The sequence below is a fragment of the Wolbachia endosymbiont (group A) of Sturmia bella genome, from assembly GCF_964030905.1.
Taxonomy (GTDB): Bacteria; Pseudomonadota; Alphaproteobacteria; order Rickettsiales; family Anaplasmataceae; genus Wolbachia; species Wolbachia pipientis.
Genome location: NZ_OZ034988.1, coordinates 252,119 through 266,733 on the forward strand (window position 1 = coordinate 252,119; position 14,615 = coordinate 266,733).

Annotated in this window: 15 protein-coding genes and 1 pseudogene; 7 read left to right on the top strand and 9 right to left on the bottom strand. The window is 35.6% G+C overall.

The window, feature by feature from the left end; all coding sequences use genetic code 11:
- Nucleotides 1-30: 30 nt before the first annotated feature.
- Both bcp and recF read left to right on the top strand, forming a co-directional pair.
- Nucleotides 31-498: a thioredoxin-dependent thiol peroxidase gene (gene bcp, locus ACQH3L_RS01275; protein ID WP_010963157.1), complete on the top strand. Its 468-nt coding sequence runs from the start codon at nucleotides 31-33 to the stop codon at nucleotides 496-498.
- A gap of 16 nt (nucleotides 499-514) precedes the next feature.
- Nucleotides 515-1,612 carry a DNA replication/repair protein RecF gene (gene recF, locus ACQH3L_RS01280; RefSeq protein ID WP_138264925.1) on the top strand — a complete coding sequence of 366 codons (1,098 nt, stop codon included), beginning with the start codon at nucleotides 515-517 and terminating at the stop codon, nucleotides 1,610-1,612.
- A gap of 534 nt (nucleotides 1,613-2,146) precedes the next feature.
- On the opposite strand, the gene ACQH3L_RS01285 is transcribed toward recF, so the two are convergent.
- The 3 genes from ACQH3L_RS01285 to ACQH3L_RS01295 form a co-directional block, all read right to left on the bottom strand.
- Nucleotides 2,147-2,491 carry a TrbC/VirB2 family protein gene (locus ACQH3L_RS01285; RefSeq protein ID WP_425384880.1) on the bottom strand — a complete coding sequence of 115 codons (345 nt, stop codon included), beginning with the start codon at nucleotides 2,489-2,491 and terminating at the stop codon, nucleotides 2,147-2,149.
- A 216-nt stretch (nucleotides 2,492-2,707) separates the two neighbouring features.
- Nucleotides 2,708-3,061, bottom strand: coding sequence for a TrbC/VirB2 family protein (locus ACQH3L_RS01290; protein WP_425384881.1), 354 nt, complete (start codon nucleotides 3,059-3,061; stop codon nucleotides 2,708-2,710).
- A 17-nt stretch (nucleotides 3,062-3,078) separates the two neighbouring features.
- Nucleotides 3,079-3,423: a TrbC/VirB2 family protein gene (locus ACQH3L_RS01295; RefSeq protein WP_425384882.1), complete on the bottom strand. Its 345-nt coding sequence runs from the start codon at nucleotides 3,421-3,423 to the stop codon at nucleotides 3,079-3,081.
- 136 nt (nucleotides 3,424-3,559) lie between these two features.
- On the opposite strand from ACQH3L_RS01295, the gene ACQH3L_RS01300 reads away from it, so the two are divergent.
- Entirely contained in the window at nucleotides 3,560-4,375 is an 816-nt protein-coding gene (locus tag ACQH3L_RS01300; protein ID WP_095742838.1) for a YihY/virulence factor BrkB family protein, read from the top strand.
- Complete coding sequence (locus ACQH3L_RS01305; protein ID WP_022626173.1) at nucleotides 4,362-5,117, top strand: SDR family oxidoreductase; 756 nt, start codon at nucleotides 4,362-4,364, stop codon at nucleotides 5,115-5,117. Before ACQH3L_RS01300 ends, ACQH3L_RS01305 begins: the two co-directional genes overlap by 14 nt.
- A gap of 124 nt (nucleotides 5,118-5,241) precedes the next feature.
- On the opposite strand, the gene ACQH3L_RS01310 is transcribed toward ACQH3L_RS01305, so the two are convergent.
- Nucleotides 5,242-5,415 carry a hypothetical protein gene (locus ACQH3L_RS01310; RefSeq protein WP_425384883.1) on the bottom strand — a complete coding sequence of 58 codons (174 nt, stop codon included), beginning with the start codon at nucleotides 5,413-5,415 and terminating at the stop codon, nucleotides 5,242-5,244.
- A gap of 138 nt (nucleotides 5,416-5,553) precedes the next feature.
- On the opposite strand from ACQH3L_RS01310, the gene carB reads away from it, so the two are divergent.
- The 3 genes and pseudogenes from carB to ACQH3L_RS01325 form a co-directional block, all read left to right on the top strand.
- Nucleotides 5,554-9,009 (top strand): carbamoyl-phosphate synthase large subunit, encoded by a 3,456-nt coding sequence (carB, locus tag ACQH3L_RS01315; RefSeq protein ID WP_425384884.1) that lies wholly within the window; start codon nucleotides 5,554-5,556, stop codon nucleotides 9,007-9,009.
- Between the two features lie 164 nt (nucleotides 9,010-9,173).
- On the top strand, nucleotides 9,174-9,389 hold the full coding sequence (locus ACQH3L_RS01320; protein WP_080717592.1) for a hypothetical protein: 216 nt from the start codon (nucleotides 9,174-9,176) through the stop codon (nucleotides 9,387-9,389).
- Nucleotides 9,386-9,974, top strand: a pseudogene (locus tag ACQH3L_RS01325) (IS110 family transposase); the annotation flags it as partial. The gene ACQH3L_RS01320 and the pseudogene ACQH3L_RS01325, both read left to right, overlap by 4 nt.
- A 180-nt stretch (nucleotides 9,975-10,154) precedes the next feature.
- On the opposite strand, the gene ACQH3L_RS01330 reads toward ACQH3L_RS01325, so the two are convergent.
- The 5 genes from ACQH3L_RS01330 to ACQH3L_RS01350 form a co-directional block, all read right to left on the bottom strand.
- Nucleotides 10,155-11,135 carry an SGNH/GDSL hydrolase family protein gene (locus tag ACQH3L_RS01330; RefSeq protein WP_010082050.1) on the bottom strand — a complete coding sequence of 327 codons (981 nt, stop codon included), beginning with the start codon at nucleotides 11,133-11,135 and terminating at the stop codon, nucleotides 10,155-10,157.
- A gap of 140 nt (nucleotides 11,136-11,275) precedes the next feature.
- The gene (gene rpoD, locus ACQH3L_RS01335) at nucleotides 11,276-13,228 is read right to left on the bottom strand and encodes an RNA polymerase sigma factor RpoD (RefSeq protein ID WP_425384885.1); all 1,953 of its coding nucleotides are present in this window, start codon (nucleotides 13,226-13,228) and stop codon (nucleotides 11,276-11,278) included.
- Nucleotides 13,229-13,366: 138 nt separating this feature from the next.
- Nucleotides 13,367-13,678, bottom strand: coding sequence for a cation:proton antiporter subunit C (locus ACQH3L_RS01340; protein ID WP_006279706.1), 312 nt, complete (start codon nucleotides 13,676-13,678; stop codon nucleotides 13,367-13,369).
- Complete coding sequence (locus ACQH3L_RS01345; RefSeq protein WP_006279705.1) at nucleotides 13,675-14,094, bottom strand: Na(+)/H(+) antiporter subunit B; 420 nt, start codon at nucleotides 14,092-14,094, stop codon at nucleotides 13,675-13,677. The genes ACQH3L_RS01340 and ACQH3L_RS01345 overlap by 4 nt, the downstream gene beginning before the upstream one ends.
- Nucleotides 14,087-14,614, bottom strand: coding sequence for a DUF4040 domain-containing protein (locus ACQH3L_RS01350; RefSeq protein ID WP_425384886.1), 528 nt, complete (start codon nucleotides 14,612-14,614; stop codon nucleotides 14,087-14,089). Before ACQH3L_RS01350 ends, ACQH3L_RS01345 begins: the two co-directional genes overlap by 8 nt.
- Nucleotide 14,615: the final 1 nt, after the last annotated feature.

A 14,615-nucleotide genomic window follows, 5' to 3' on the forward strand; every position in this document is an offset into this window, starting at 1 on the left:
TAGATGGAAGTGTTATTAATGGAGCAAGGTATGGAATTAGCAGTAGGAAATAATGCACCCGATTTTAGCTTGCCAGCAGATTCTGGTGAAAATTTATCACTGAGTGAATTTTTTGATAAAAAAAATGTAGTTCTTTATTTTTATCCTAAAGACGATACTCCGGGTTGTACAATGGAGGCAAAAGGCTTTAGAGATAAAATAGATGATTTTTCTTTCCTTGACACAGTGATAATTGGTGTATCAAAAGATAGTGTTAAGTGTCACACTAACTTCAAAGCAAAATATTCTCTGCCGTTTTCTTTAGTTTCTGATGAGAATGCTGAAATGTTGGGAAAATATGGTGTTTGGGTAGAGAAAAGTATGTTTGGCAAAAAGTATATGGGAATAGAACGCACTACTTTTTTAATAGATAAAAAAGGTAAAATAGTGAAGATCTGGAAAAATGTAAAAGTTAGTGGACATGTTGATGAGGTTCTGGAAGAAGTAAAGAGAATATAAACTAAAGAATAGGTTAATGGCTACCCATTGCTACATAAAAAAGCTGAAATTACATAATTTTCGTAGCCACTCAAACTTTGAACTGGATTCAGATGATAGCTCAGTTGTAATAACTGGCAAAAACGGTATTGGTAAAACTAATATACTTGAAGCAATCTCGTTGCTTGCTAAAAGCAATGGAATGAAAAAAGCAAAAGCCAGTGAGATACAAAATAGATTCAGTAATGAAGATTGGGTAGTGCACTATGATTTTTTTAATGGAATGGATTTTAATTCAATTGGTATCGCAAAGAGTTTTGATAAGAAACTAATACAAATTGATGGAAAAACGCAATCGAGTTATTCATCTTTGTATAAGATATCCAATGTAATATGGCTGATTCCACAAATGGACTATGTTCTTCTTAATTCTCCAAGTGACAGATTAAAATTTTTAGACCGTATAGTCTCACTGTTTGAGGAAAATTACACTTGCTGCTACATGAAACACAGAAAAGCTAAACGTGAGCGAAGTAAACTGTTGAGAGAGAACACCTTGGACGAAAATTGGCTCTCTAGTCTTGAAAACATAATGGCCGTTAATGCAGTTAGTATTTTACGTATGCGATCGTCTGTTTTAAAGACACTACAAGACACAATTGATAACCATTCCAGTGAGTTTTTTCCGAAGGCAAGTTTGAAATTCAGCAGCCAGCTAACTTTGGACGATACTGCAGAATATTTTCAGAATCGTCTAAAGGAAAACAGAGAAAAAGATTCATTGACTGGTAGAGTAACCTTTGGTGTGCATAACGATAATTTTCGGGTTTTTTGTCAAAAAAGAAACGTACCAATAAATCTGTGCTCCACTGGAGAACAAAAGTTATTACTGCTTTCTATTATTTTATCCAGTGTAAAAGCAAGGTGTATTCATTACAATAAGGCACCACTTCTTCTACTTGATGATATAATGTCTCATCTGGATAAACATTACAGAAAGGCGTTAATGGAGGAAGTGTTAAGTATTCAATGTCAAACTTGGATAACTGATGTAAATCAAGATAATTTCAATAGCTATCTTTATTCTTTCAAGTTTTTTGAATTATCAAATGAATTAAATGCAAAACTTCCTTGACAAACCTCGCCAGCCCCCTTATCATGAAACTGAAGGTATTCAGTTATCTTCATCTGTGCAGATTAAACAGCAAGAAAACAACGTAGTTGGCGTCTTATTTTTAATTTTTTGCACTATGTGCACCTTATGTCTTCACAACATTTCTGGGTTTTTACCTATATAAGCTGAAACGCGCTTATAAGTCGTTTAAGACAGTATAGTACGCCGATTTTGCAGGATTAGAGAGTGACAACTAGCTAACACGGGGTTTCTTTTGCCTTTTTTTTCGTTTGGTAAATTTCTTAAATATTTATGGCTAAACGACAACCGTCATCCCGCTACTTGTTAGCGGCTGAGATACCGCGAATGAATCGCGGTATGACGGTTCGCGGTGACATGACGATCAGCCTTGTCATTCTAGCGCGTGGCGCTGGAATCCAGACTTTAACTGATATGATTACAGAAAGAGAATTTATTAGGTAGTTATAGACACTGAAAGTGGTAAGTCTTACCACTTTCAAGTAAAGAAAACTACGTTTACGCCTTCTATAATTTCTATGGATTATTCACTACTGCACCGTCTTCATAAATCACACCTCCTGGTGTTATTTTTGAAACGACTACAGGAGCGCCAAAAAACACAGCAGTAAATGCACCGAGTGCAAAAAGCGCTGGCCATGGCATTCTGCCAAATATCGCAAGCAAAGCTGCACCTATTATCACTATTGTGATCATCGGCCCACCTATGCCGTGAGTATAGCCTATTATCTTGCATATCACTGATGATGTTATATCACTTTCATCAACAAAAACGGTGTTGGTGGTGCCACCACTAGTATTAGCATTTGCATCAAACGCAAAGGAGAGAATTAACGCCACAAGTAGAAGAAAATTTTTCATTACGCCTCCTATAATTTCTGTTTCATGTTTGATTATCTATCGCTTTGATTAAATTTAAGTAAATGGTGAGGGTTCTAGTAAATTTGTCATCCTATCAGTTTATAAAAATTCCCGGATCTCAGTGTTATTCACTTGGACAACATTTATACAATTGTGGAATAATGGTGCTCCTTTAAGGAGCACCATTTAGCTAATGTTTTTCTGAAATTTTAGTGCCTAGTTGCATGTATTTGTTGTTGCATTCCATACTTTACCATCAGGGCAAGCAGTTGCACCATTTTTACAAATCACACCGCCTGGTACTATTTTTGAAACAATTACAGGCGCACCAAAAAACACAGCAGTAAATGCACCGAGTGCAAAAAGCGCTGGCCACGGCATTCTGCCAAATATTGCAAGCAATGCTGCACCAATTATTACTATTGTGATCATCGGTCCACCTATGCCGTGAGTATAGCCTACTATTTTGCATATTGTATTTGACGTTGCGTCATCAGTAACACTGCTAGCAAAAGCATTATCAAATGCAAAGAAGAGAATTAACGCCACTAGTAGAAGAAAATTTTTCATTATGCTTCCAATAATTTCTATGGCTTATTCGCTACTGCACCGTTTTGACAAATCACACCTCCTGGTGTTATTTTTGAAACGACTACAGGAGCGCCAAAAAACACAGCAGTAAATGCACCGAGTGCAAAAAGCGCTGGCCACGGCATTCTGCCGAATATTGCAAGCAACGCTGCACCTATTATCACTATTGTGATCATTGGTCCACCTATGCCATGAGTATAGCCTATTATCTTGCATATCACCGATGATGTTGTATCACTTTCATCAACAAAAACGGTGTTGGTGGTGCCACCACTAGTATTAGCATTTGCATCAAACGCAAAGGAGAGAATTAACGCCACAAGTAGAAGAAAATTTTTCATTATGCCTCCGATAATTTCTATTTAATGCTGGATTATCTACCATTTTGATTAAATTTAAGTAAATGGTGAGGATTTTTTTGCTTAAAAGTATCCTTTATTTCATTTAGAATACTTTTCTTGGTTCGTTTATATTACAGTGCCACAGAAATTTTACAGCATCGTTTATTGTCTTTATCGTGCTTTGATTGACACAATTTATAATGATGGAGTGGAGCATGCAGGGTATTTATCATTTTTAATTCTGTTATCAATATTTCCTTTTCTCATCGTTTTAATGGCTGTGGCGTCAACATTTGCAAATTTTTTAGACCAGTACAACATTGGCTGGGTATTTATCATTGATAACATGCCACAGGATATTTTATCATCTTTGATGCCGCGTATTAGGGAGATAATATCAGGCCCGCCGCAAAGCTTACTAACTTTAGCAATTGTAGGTGCTGTTTGGACCGCTTCATCGACAATTGAAGGGCTTAGAACAATACTCAATAAGGCCTATAAAGTTCCGGTTTCGCCGCCTTATATATTAAGAAGAGTACTAAGTATATTACAATTTTTAGTAATCACGCTTATTATAACTCTAACTATAGTGTTTTCTACACTAGTACCAATGCTAATTGATTTTTCCTATCAGGGACTAAGTTATACTAGGTATTTACTTATTGAATTTGTACTTTTCACAGTAGTCTCTTGGCTATATTTTATGTTGCCAAACATAAAACAAAATTTATCAGACGTATTTCCTGGATCTTGTGTAGCTGTTATTCTTTGGACGATTTCTGCTTCAGCTTTTAAGCAATACTTAAAAGCTTCCTTTGACCAACTGGATTTGATATATGGAAGTTTAGGTGGTGTGGTAGTGTCATTACTATTTTTTTATATGCTAAGTTTGATTTTTATATATGGAGCAAAATTCAATTTTCAGCTAAAATATTTCAATGAATCTCGCTAAGGAGAAAGAAATGGGTAAGTTAGAAGGTAAAGTAGCTTTAATCACCGGAGCTTCAGGTGGAGTAGGCTCTGCTGTTGCAAAAAGGTTTATAAGAGAAGGTGCATGTGTGATTCTGATTTCAAGATCTCTTGATAATCTCAAGCCACTATATAATGAAATTGAAGAGCTTGAAGAATTTAAAGAAGGCTCTGTGAAACTAATTCAGCTTGATCTTTTAGACTTTGAGAATGTAAAGATACTGACAAACATGATAGAAAGCCTGAAATTATCAGAATCTGGAGCACTTGATATATTAGTTGCGTGTGCTGGAATTTTAGGCAAACTGAACCCCATTCATGACTGTGAGATTGAAGAGCTACAGAACGTAATGAATACAAATTTTACTGCCAATTGGTACTTACTAAAAAACTTAGATCCAATGCTAAAAAAGTCTAATGCTGGAAGAGCGATATTCATGACCTCAGAAGTGACACTTTCTCCTTCCTCTTATCCATATTGGATGCCGTATGCTGCAAGTAAAGTTGCACTAGAAATAATGGTGCAGATATATGCATCTGAGACAAAACATACAAAATTATGTGTAAATGCTGTATACACGGAAGGACCTGTGGGTAGTGAGCAGGCATTTCCTGGATCTGAATTGGTGTCACCTGATAAACTAACAGATAAATTTGTGGAATTAGCTTCTGAAGACTGCAGCATATCAGGAAAAATCTTACCGCTCAGCAAATCTCCCGAATAAATTACCATAGTATCTGCAAAGATACCGTTAAGCCCACAATTGTATGAACATTGTGATTTGAGAGTAATCTCCACTAGGAAGGATGTCATCCCAGTGCCTCTATGGTGTCATTCCAGTCTGGAATCTAGTCTTTATTATGCAGCCACTTATTTAAAGTTAAGTTTTCTGGATCCCAGACTGGGATGACACCTCTGGGCACTGCCGTCATAAAGGAACTAGTGTCAGCTACTTGAATGACATCATTTGCTGTGCAATTTACCTTCAAAAATGAATGTTTGTACAGCTGTGTGTCAAGCACTGGAATCTGCCACGCAAATTGCAATGTTCGTACAGTTATGCGTCAAGCCTAAAAGTAATTAGCTAATAGGTTTAATAAAAATTCACATATACAGGAAAGATTGGTAACATTACTTGAATAGAGACCGTTATTGTAATTATGCCGAAACGCACAGATATAGAATCTATATTAGTAATAGGAGCAGGCCCAATAGTTATAGGTCAGGCATGCGAGTTTGATTATTCCGGAACGCAAAGCTGTAAAGTATTAAAAAGCGAAGGTTATAAAGTCATTTTGGTTAACTCCAACCCCGCAACTATAATGACAGATCCTGAGTTTTCTGATGCGACGTATATTGAGCCGGTACTGCCTGAAATCATAGAGAAAATTATAATTAAGGAGAGGCCAGACGCAATATTGCCAACAATGGGCGGGCAAACAGCGCTCAATTGTGCAATAAAACTTGCAGATGATGGAGTGTTAGACAAATACAACGTAGAATTAATAGGGGTAAATAGAGAAGCAATAAAAAAAGCAGAGGATAGAGAGTTATTCCGTCAGTCCATGGATAGAATAGGACTGAAATACCCCAAAAGTATCATTATAAAAAATCAAGAACAAATAAAAAAGGCTTTGGATTACGTTGGATTACCAGCAATCATTCGTTCATCATTCACTCTTGGTGGTGCAGGTAGTGGCATAGCATATAATAAAGAGGAGTTTTTCAATATCGCAGAAAGTGCTCTCAAAATTTCGCCAATAAATGAAGTTCAGATAGATGAATCAATTATCGGCTGGAAAGAGTATGAAATGGAAGTTATCCGCGATTGTAAAGATAACTGCATAATAGTCTGTTCGATAGAAAATGTTGATCCGATGGGAGTGCACACCGGAGATAGTATTACGGTTGCTCCTGCTTTGACTCTGCGTGACGTAGAATACCAACAGATGAGAAATGCATCTATAGCAGTGCTGAGAGAAATTGATGTTAGTGCCGGTGGTGCAAATGTTCAATTTGCAGTGAATCCTAAAGAAGATGGAAGCCTCGTTGTGATTGAGATGAATCCAAGGGTTTCTCGCTCTTCTGCACTTGCTTCGAAAGCAACAGGCTATCCTATTGCAAAAGTTGTAACTAAACTTGCTATTGGCTATTCGCTCGACGAAATACGTAACGACTGTGCTCCAATAATACCAGCAGCATTCGAACCAGTGATTGATTATATCGTCACTAAAATTCCTCGATTTGAGTTTGAGAAATTTAAGGGGACGAATTGTGAATTATCAACCTCCATGAAATCAGTGGGAGAAGTGATGTCTATAGGCCGCACTTTTAATGAGTCACTACAGAAAGCTTTCCGTTCACTTGAAACTGATTTTACAGGACTTGATGAAGTATTTCCTGAGAACATTGATATTGATCACATAAAATCTCAATTAGCAAAATTGCTACCAAACAGATTACTGATTGCTGCTGACGCAATGCGCCACGGAATTAGCATAGAAGAAATAAATTCGATTACAGGATATGACTTATGGTTTCTGCAAAATATACAGCAAATTATATTAACTGAACAAAAAATCAAGGAAAATGGATTTCCTGGAACTGCGTACGAAATGTTAGAGCTGAAAAAAATGGGATTTTCAGATGCAAGATTAGCAAAGTTAAGTAATAGACCTACCTCTGTCATTCCAGTACCCTCTAATGTCATCCCAGTCCGTGACACTGGGATCCAGCCAGCGTTACACGCTGGAGATCGAGTAAAACAAATCGAAGAAATAAGAAAAAAATTTGGCATTAAACAAGTTTATAAACGCGTAGACACCTGTGCAGCTGAATTTGAATCGAGCACTGCTTATATGTATGGCTGCTATGAGGGTGATGTTGAAAATAAAACGGAATGTGAGGCGAATATTTCTGACCGAGAAAAGGTTGTCATTTTAGGAAGTGGTCCAAATCGCATTGGTCAAGGTATTGAGTTTGATTATGCATGCGTACATGCAGCTTCTGCCGCCAAAGAAATGGGGTATGAAACAATAATGATCAACTGTAATCCCGAAACTGTCTCAACTGACTACGATACCGCTGATCGTTTATATTTTGCACCACTCATTGCAGAGGATGTGCTTGAAATACTAAGTAAAGAGCAAGAAAATGGCACACTGGTTGGTGTAATAGTTCAAATAGGCGGTCAAACACCTTTAAAGTTAGCCAAAGTGCTTAACGAGAGAGGTTTCAAAATTCTGGGAACTTCGTTTGATTCTATTGACCTTTCAGAAGATCGCATGAGGTTTAAAAACCTTGCTTTGCAACTTAATTTAAAACAACCTGAAAATTCTATCTGCCATTCAGTAGAAGAAGCGTTAACCAACGCAGAAAAGGTGGGGTTTCCACTAGTAGTCAGGCCATCATATGTCCTCGGCGGTCAGTCTATGTCGATTAGACACGATACACAGAGCTTTAAAGAGTACGTCTTAGATCAAACTAAAATCTTTGAGCATGGTTCGCTGCTTCTTGATAAATTTTTAGTCAATGCAGTTGAGGTTGACGTTGATGCTGTATGTGATGGGGAAAAAGTTTTCATTGCAGCGGTCATGGAGCATATTGAAGAAGCTGGTATCCACTCTGGTGATTCAACATGCTCAATACCGACAAATACATTGAGTGACGAAGTAATAAAAGAGATCGAGCTCCAAACTGAGAGAATAGCATTAGCATTAAAAGTGAAAGGTCTGATAAACATTCAGTTTGCTGTTCAAGAGAATAGACCTCTTGCAGAACCTGTTTGTGATGAGAAATCTTTAGGAAAAGTGCAGATGAGCACCACAGAATACTCGAATGTATTTGAGGAGCGCAGACAAGCTTTGACGACAAAATTGCCTTCAGAAATCGAGTTATGCAAGAGGTCTAGTGATGTATACATACTTGAAGTGAATTTAAGGGCTAGTCGAACCGTTCCTTTTATTTCCAAGGTAATCAATATTCCTATTGCAAAGCTTGCCACTCAGGTTATTTTGGGTAAAAAATTGAATCAGGAAAACAAGCCTTTCAATCATTTTGCAGTTAAAGCTGCTGTTTTTCCATTTACCCGCTTTGCAGGAGTTGATACTTTACTTGGTCCTGAAATGAAATCAACAGGAGAAGTGATGGGAATTGACTCATCATTTGAAGCTGCACTTGCAAAAACGCATATGGCTGCAGGATACAAGTTACCAACAGAAGGAACAGCTCTGGTTTCAGTAAAAGATGATGATAAAAAGTATATATTGCCAGTTGCACGAATGTTGAAAGAACTGAGTTTTGAAATATATGCCACCAAAGGCACAGCTTCGTATCTGAACAATAACGGCATTGCTGCACAAGCTGTAAATAAAGTAAGAGAAGGCAGACCCCACATAGTTGATATGCTCAAAGATGGAAAAATAAATCTAGTGATTAATACTTCAAAAGGTGTAAAGTCAGTCTCAGACAGCAAAGATATCAGGAGAACTGCTATTTTGCAAAATATAGCTTACAGCACCACAGCTTCCGGAAGTAAAGCGTTAGTGCTTGCAATTCAATATGTAAAGAATAGCAAACTGGAAGTGAAATCATTACAGCAGATACAAAACGTTTAAATATCAAAACTAGAATAATTCACTCTCAAAATGCTAAAGAGAACATAATAAAAAGATGGAAATTTTGAAGGAAATAGTATACCTAAAGAATCAACTAGCGTAATTGAACAGCCAAATGCTGCAACGAATGCTCCACAATCTCACCTAGAGGACACTTCCCTTATATGTTAAGAACAAGTCTTTATAAATATCAAAGTAGTGAGATTAAAGACACACAGAGAAGAGGAATCGTCACGCCCCTTGATTATAAGAATCGTTGTTCAGCAAGGTTCTCTTCTCTGGTTTATTATACTGAAAGTTCCGAACAACTGATTGAGCTTTTAGGCTCGTATATAAGGCTGGAAAATGCAGTATATGTTATTATTACGGAGGAATTATGAATTCATCAAACATTATTGCTGGCATTGATGTTAGCAAAAGTAAATTAGATCTCCACATTCACCCACTTGAGCATTATAAAATATTTGAAAACAATGTACAATCCATTGATGAAATGCTGGACTTTTTACGTTTGCATAATGTAACCAAAATTGGTCTTGAGGCAACTGGTGGATACGAAAAATTATGTGCCTATACTTTACTAAGCAATGGTTTTGAGGTGTACGTCATTCAACCAAGGTGGGAGAGACTATGCTAAAAGCCTTGGTATTACTACAAAAACTGATAAAATAGACTGCAGTATCATCTCACGTTATATTAATAATACAGATATGCGTGTTACTCCTTTAACAGTTAGTAATGGTAATATTGATTGCTTGAAACAAAAATTATCTCGTAGAAACCAACTTGTAGAAATAGCAAAAATACAAAAAACCCAAATCCAACAGGTAACTGATACATCTATAATCAAACAAATAGAGGAACTTCTTGCAATTTTACGTAATCAAATTAAAACTTTAGAAGATGAAATGATTACATTTATCGATCAAAACCAAGAGCTTAAAAGAAAATATATATCAATAACTATATAGTAGCGGGATGACGGTTTTTCAAATTATCGGTAAATCTAAGTCAGTTTAGCTATAGGCAGCAATTTTCTGTATTTATTTTAAATTGAAGAAAGCTCAAATGAAAGATCGTGTTTTGCTAAAAATCACAGAATGCAGTCTGGTTACTATTTAAAAGGATATGTTCAAAAAACTGTGTCAAATCAACTCATACACTTCATTACCAACTTCATGATGAAGTTCCGCAGTTGGATGGAAATAATCAAAAAAGAAATAATCCTTTAGTGTTTCTTTGCTACACCCAGGGTTATAGTGAACGTCAAGTTCCCCTTTAAATATCAACTTTAAGAGTATTTTTATATTTTCTTTAAATCTCCCAACTTGGTCTGCAATGTTCGATGTGCATGCATCTTGACAATTTAAACCTTTGCTCTTGTATTCGCTAAACATACTTCTCATTTTAGAGTTAAGATCAAATGCTTTTATTTCAAGATTTGTACTTTTCTTCATATAATCTAAGCCTTTAGCCAGTTTTGCATTGAAACTCTCCGTGAGCTTTGTAGCTAGTTCCCTTGCTTCTTCATCTCTATTAAAAGCTGGTATTGAGCCAACTTCAGGTGCATTTGCAACAACTACATGCTTAACACCATGTTCATTTAGAACCTTAAGTGCATTACATATTTCACTCACTGCTTGTTCCAACACTTCTTCCGCTTTAGTATCGTCATAAGCAGTGGCAACCATAACATCATTTCCGCCGATTATGATGCAAAATAAATCTTCTTTACCTATATCTGGATGATGTTTAATTACCGCATCTAGCTGGTTAGCTAAACGAAATTTATTGAAGAAATAAGAAAAAATAGGGTCAAAAATTTCAGATGCTGTTGCATATGAAACTGCGTAATTCTGACCTTGCTGTTCGTGGCATCTCCCAAAAAATGAATAACTCCACCCAGGTTTAAATTCATCTAAATCTAAATATTTTGCTATATATTCAACAGCAGTAGGGCCATTGCTAAAAGATCTTCCTTGATAAAAAGGATCATCAAATTTTACGCTTTTTGCAAAGGATAAATTATTTAAAATTCCAATGATTGCGCCATTATCGGATAAGCTATCACCCAGAACATAAAAATTTCTATACTTTGAATTAGAATTGTCATTTTTATTTGTCATAATATTTACCGTAGATTAGCATGTTGTTTCATTAGATTCATAGAAAAAGAAAAATAGCGGTGAAATTATACAACTTTGGCCTAACTTGCTCTCCACTTTTTCCGGGCAAAATCAGCTTCTTCTTAACTTGACACGTATACTTAAAAGAACCCTCTAAGTTTTCTAGCACGGCTTGGATGTTTCAACTTGCGCAGTGCTTTTGCCTCTATTTGCCTAATTCTCTCACGTGTTACATTAAAAATTTTTCCTACTTCTTCTAAGGTATGTTCCTTCCCATCTTTACCAAGGCCAAAACGCATTCTTAAAATTCTTTCTTCCTTTGGTGTTAAAGTTGCAAGAACATTGGTTGTAATGCCACGCAAGTCAGCAAGTATTGCAGCATCCTCTGGCCTGGAGACTCGCTTGTCTTCTATACAATCACCAAAGGTATTACTATCATCTTTTCCTGTTGGAGCTTCAAGACTTACTGGATCCCTTGCTATTTTCATAACTTTGCGTATTCTTTCCAGTGGCATTGTCAGTTCTACACTCAATTCCTCTAACGTCGGCTCTCTTCCCATCTCATGAGTCATCTTTCTTAATGCTCTGTTGATTTTACTGATAATTTCCACCATATGAACTGGTATTCTAACTACTTTAGACTGCTCAGGTATTGCTCTAGTGATTGATTGTCTTACCCACCAAGTGCCATAAGTTGAAAATTTATATCCACGTTTGTAATCAAACTTATCCACGGCCTTCATAAGACCAATATTGCCTTCTTGTATCAAATCAAGCAGATCAAGGCCTCTTTTTGAATACTTCTTAGCAATGGAAACTACTAGCCTTAAGTTAGCCTTAATCATTTCTTGCTTTGCTTCAGAGACTTCTCGTTCGTGTTTTTGTATTCTCTTGATTAGCTCCTTAAATTCTTGTACGTTATCTTCCTGTATATGCTGCTTAATACCGTTCAAGGTACTAGCTATATGTTCAGAGTTATCGTCTATAAACCTTAAAAATTTGTTTTTTAATTCACCTGTAAAAGAGGACTGATTTTCATTGATCTTTAAAAGACTTATCTTTTTCAATTCGTGCTTTAAAAGCACGTCATCATAAACTTTATAGAAACTTTCTCTATCGATATCGTATTTTCTAGCCTCAGCAATAAGATTAGCCTCTTCAAGCGTAATGGATCTATTTATCTTATAAAGTTCTTGTGTAATTCTGGCAACAGCAGCATCACTTAACTTAATTTGTAATGCTATAGACCATATTTGATTATACAAATTTTCTAGCTCATTAGAGAAATTTTTAGAATTTTTTCTTAATATCAACGCTCCATTTGTTAAAGTAATTATCTCATCCAATGCAACTATGACCTTTGGCAATAAGTCACTTTCCATTTCAAGAATAGAAACATTTAAATTGACTGAACTTATATCTTCATTATTACCGTCTTTCTCATCATCACTTTTTTTACTATCTTTCTCATCATCACTACAGTACTCAGCATCTTCAGAAACATCCTCAGAATCCTCAACATCTTCAGCACTTTCTTCACTCTCTTCACTTTCTTCTTTGGGTACCACATTAAAATCAGAGTTATAAATTGCATCCAGATCTATAATTTCTCTCAGTAAGAGAGCTCCATTACTTAAATCATCACGCCATACTTTTATCACCTTTAATGTTACTGATGTTTCAATTATTGCACGTAACATGTTATGCTTTTCAGATTCAATTTTTTTTGCTATCTCGATTTCATCTGCCCTTGATAAAAGCTTTACGGAGCTCATGTCTTGTAAATAAATCCTCACTGGATCATCATTTTGTACTAAAGTTGCAGTAACATTTGGCGATGTGTCATCATCATCAAGTTTACTATCATCACTGTTGGAAGGAATATCTTCTTCATCTTCGCTACTTTCAAGCACATTAATTCCGGAATCCTGCAATAAAGATATAGCATCATCTATAAAGTCAGACGAAAAATTTTCATCTGATAATTTATCATTTATATCATCAAAGGTGATAAAACCACCCTTTTTTATACTCTTAGTTACCAGATCTTTGATAATTTTTTTCTTATCTTCTGCATCATTAATAGTTGACATCATTACCTTTATAGTTTATAATTTTATTTCTTATTAACAAACAAACTTACAACGAGCAAGTCTATAATTTTACTTTTAACTTGTGGCTATTTGTTACTTCATATAGTTTAAGATACTGTTAATTTATGTACACTTGTCTTAATCAATTGTTCCATACTTTTCTTCCATTTTTACTGCTATGGATAATCCAACTGAAAATGTTGCAATTCCAACCACTATAGCAGTAAGCATTAAAACATGGGGTATAGGATTGCTATATGAATAAAAATTTGAAACCAATATAGGAGGCAAGGAACTTTTTATATATCCTAGAGATATGTAAAATAACAAAACAGATGCTTGGAAGACGCTTACCCCTATCATTTTCTTGATTAAATTTTTATCGTTTATAATAATATATAAACCTAGCACCATTAATACAATAATAATCGTATAATTATATAAAGTCATTGTTTTTTCCTACGAGCAAAATTTATATATATAATTAACATAGAGGAGCAGACAGTAAATGCTACACCTAATTCCACCAAAAAAATACCTAATTTTTGACCGGTTCTATTATTGGTTAACAAGATATCATAAGATAAAAAATTTTGGCCAAGTAAAGTTGTTGCAACGCCCGTTCCTCCATAAATTAAAATACCTAACACGTTAGTCAATCTAATCACAGAATAAGGTATTGCTTTTAGAGTTGTAGATACACCAAATAGCATTGAATATAATATTATCCCGGAGGCAATAATTATTCCTGCTTGAAAACCTCCACCCGGAGTGTAATCACCGTGAAATTGTATGTATAAACCAAATAAAATGATAAAAGGTATCATCAAAAATGTTACTGCATTTAATATCGGATCTTTAATCATTTTCTTTTTCTTCTTTTAATATCAACGTTATACAAAGCGCAGCAGTAAAAACTACTATAGTTTCTCCAAACGTGTCATAACCACGAAAGCTTGCCAAAATAGCTGTCACTATATTAGGAATACCGGTAGCTTTTTCGGTATTTTCCACATAATAAGGAGCAACATGCAAGTGGATCGGAGCATTGTGGCTGCCAAAATCTGGCAATTGAATCATAAAATATGACAAACATACAGCCAGAAATAACATAAAAAAAAGCGTTATAGGGTTATAAGATAGATTTACTTTATGATTCTTTATCAAGGAGAGTGCTGCAAACGTAAAAACTGTACTGAGCCCCGCACCAACAGAAGCTTCAGTAATTGCAACATCAGGTGCATTCATAATTAAGTATATAAGCGCAATCAGTGAACTAAATACACACATTAGAACAGCACTTACGACTAAATGTCGCGAGAAAACTATAAAAACCGTAACTGTTAGTAACAACAAAAGTAACACTACATTTAATATTTCTAACACC

Coding starts and splice junctions, on each gene's coding strand:
- bcp (WP_010963157.1), top strand. CDS start 31: ATGGAATTAGCAGTAGGAAATAATGCACCCGATTTTAGCTTGCCAGCA.
- recF (WP_138264925.1), top strand. CDS start 515: ATGGCTACCCATTGCTACATAAAAAAGCTGAAATTACATAATTTTCGT.
- ACQH3L_RS01285 (WP_425384880.1), bottom strand. CDS start 2,491: ATGAAAAATTTTCTTCTACTTGTGGCGTTAATTCTCTCCTTTGCGTTT.
- ACQH3L_RS01290 (WP_425384881.1), bottom strand. CDS start 3,061: ATGAAAAATTTTCTTCTACTAGTGGCGTTAATTCTCTTCTTTGCATTT.
- ACQH3L_RS01295 (WP_425384882.1), bottom strand. CDS start 3,423: ATGAAAAATTTTCTTCTACTTGTGGCGTTAATTCTCTCCTTTGCGTTT.
- ACQH3L_RS01305 (WP_022626173.1), top strand. CDS start 4,362: ATGAATCTCGCTAAGGAGAAAGAAATGGGTAAGTTAGAAGGTAAAGTA.
- carB (WP_425384884.1), top strand. CDS start 5,554: ATGCCGAAACGCACAGATATAGAATCTATATTAGTAATAGGAGCAGGC.
- ACQH3L_RS01320 (WP_080717592.1), top strand. CDS start 9,174: ATGTTAAGAACAAGTCTTTATAAATATCAAAGTAGTGAGATTAAAGAC.
- ACQH3L_RS01330 (WP_010082050.1), bottom strand. CDS start 11,135: ATGACAAATAAAAATGACAATTCTAATTCAAAGTATAGAAATTTTTAT.
- rpoD (WP_425384885.1), bottom strand. CDS start 13,228: ATGTCAACTATTAATGATGCAGAAGATAAGAAAAAAATTATCAAAGAT.
- ACQH3L_RS01340 (WP_006279706.1), bottom strand. CDS start 13,678: ATGACTTTATATAATTATACGATTATTATTGTATTAATGGTGCTAGGT.
- ACQH3L_RS01345 (WP_006279705.1), bottom strand. CDS start 14,094: ATGATTAAAGATCCGATATTAAATGCAGTAACATTTTTGATGATACCT.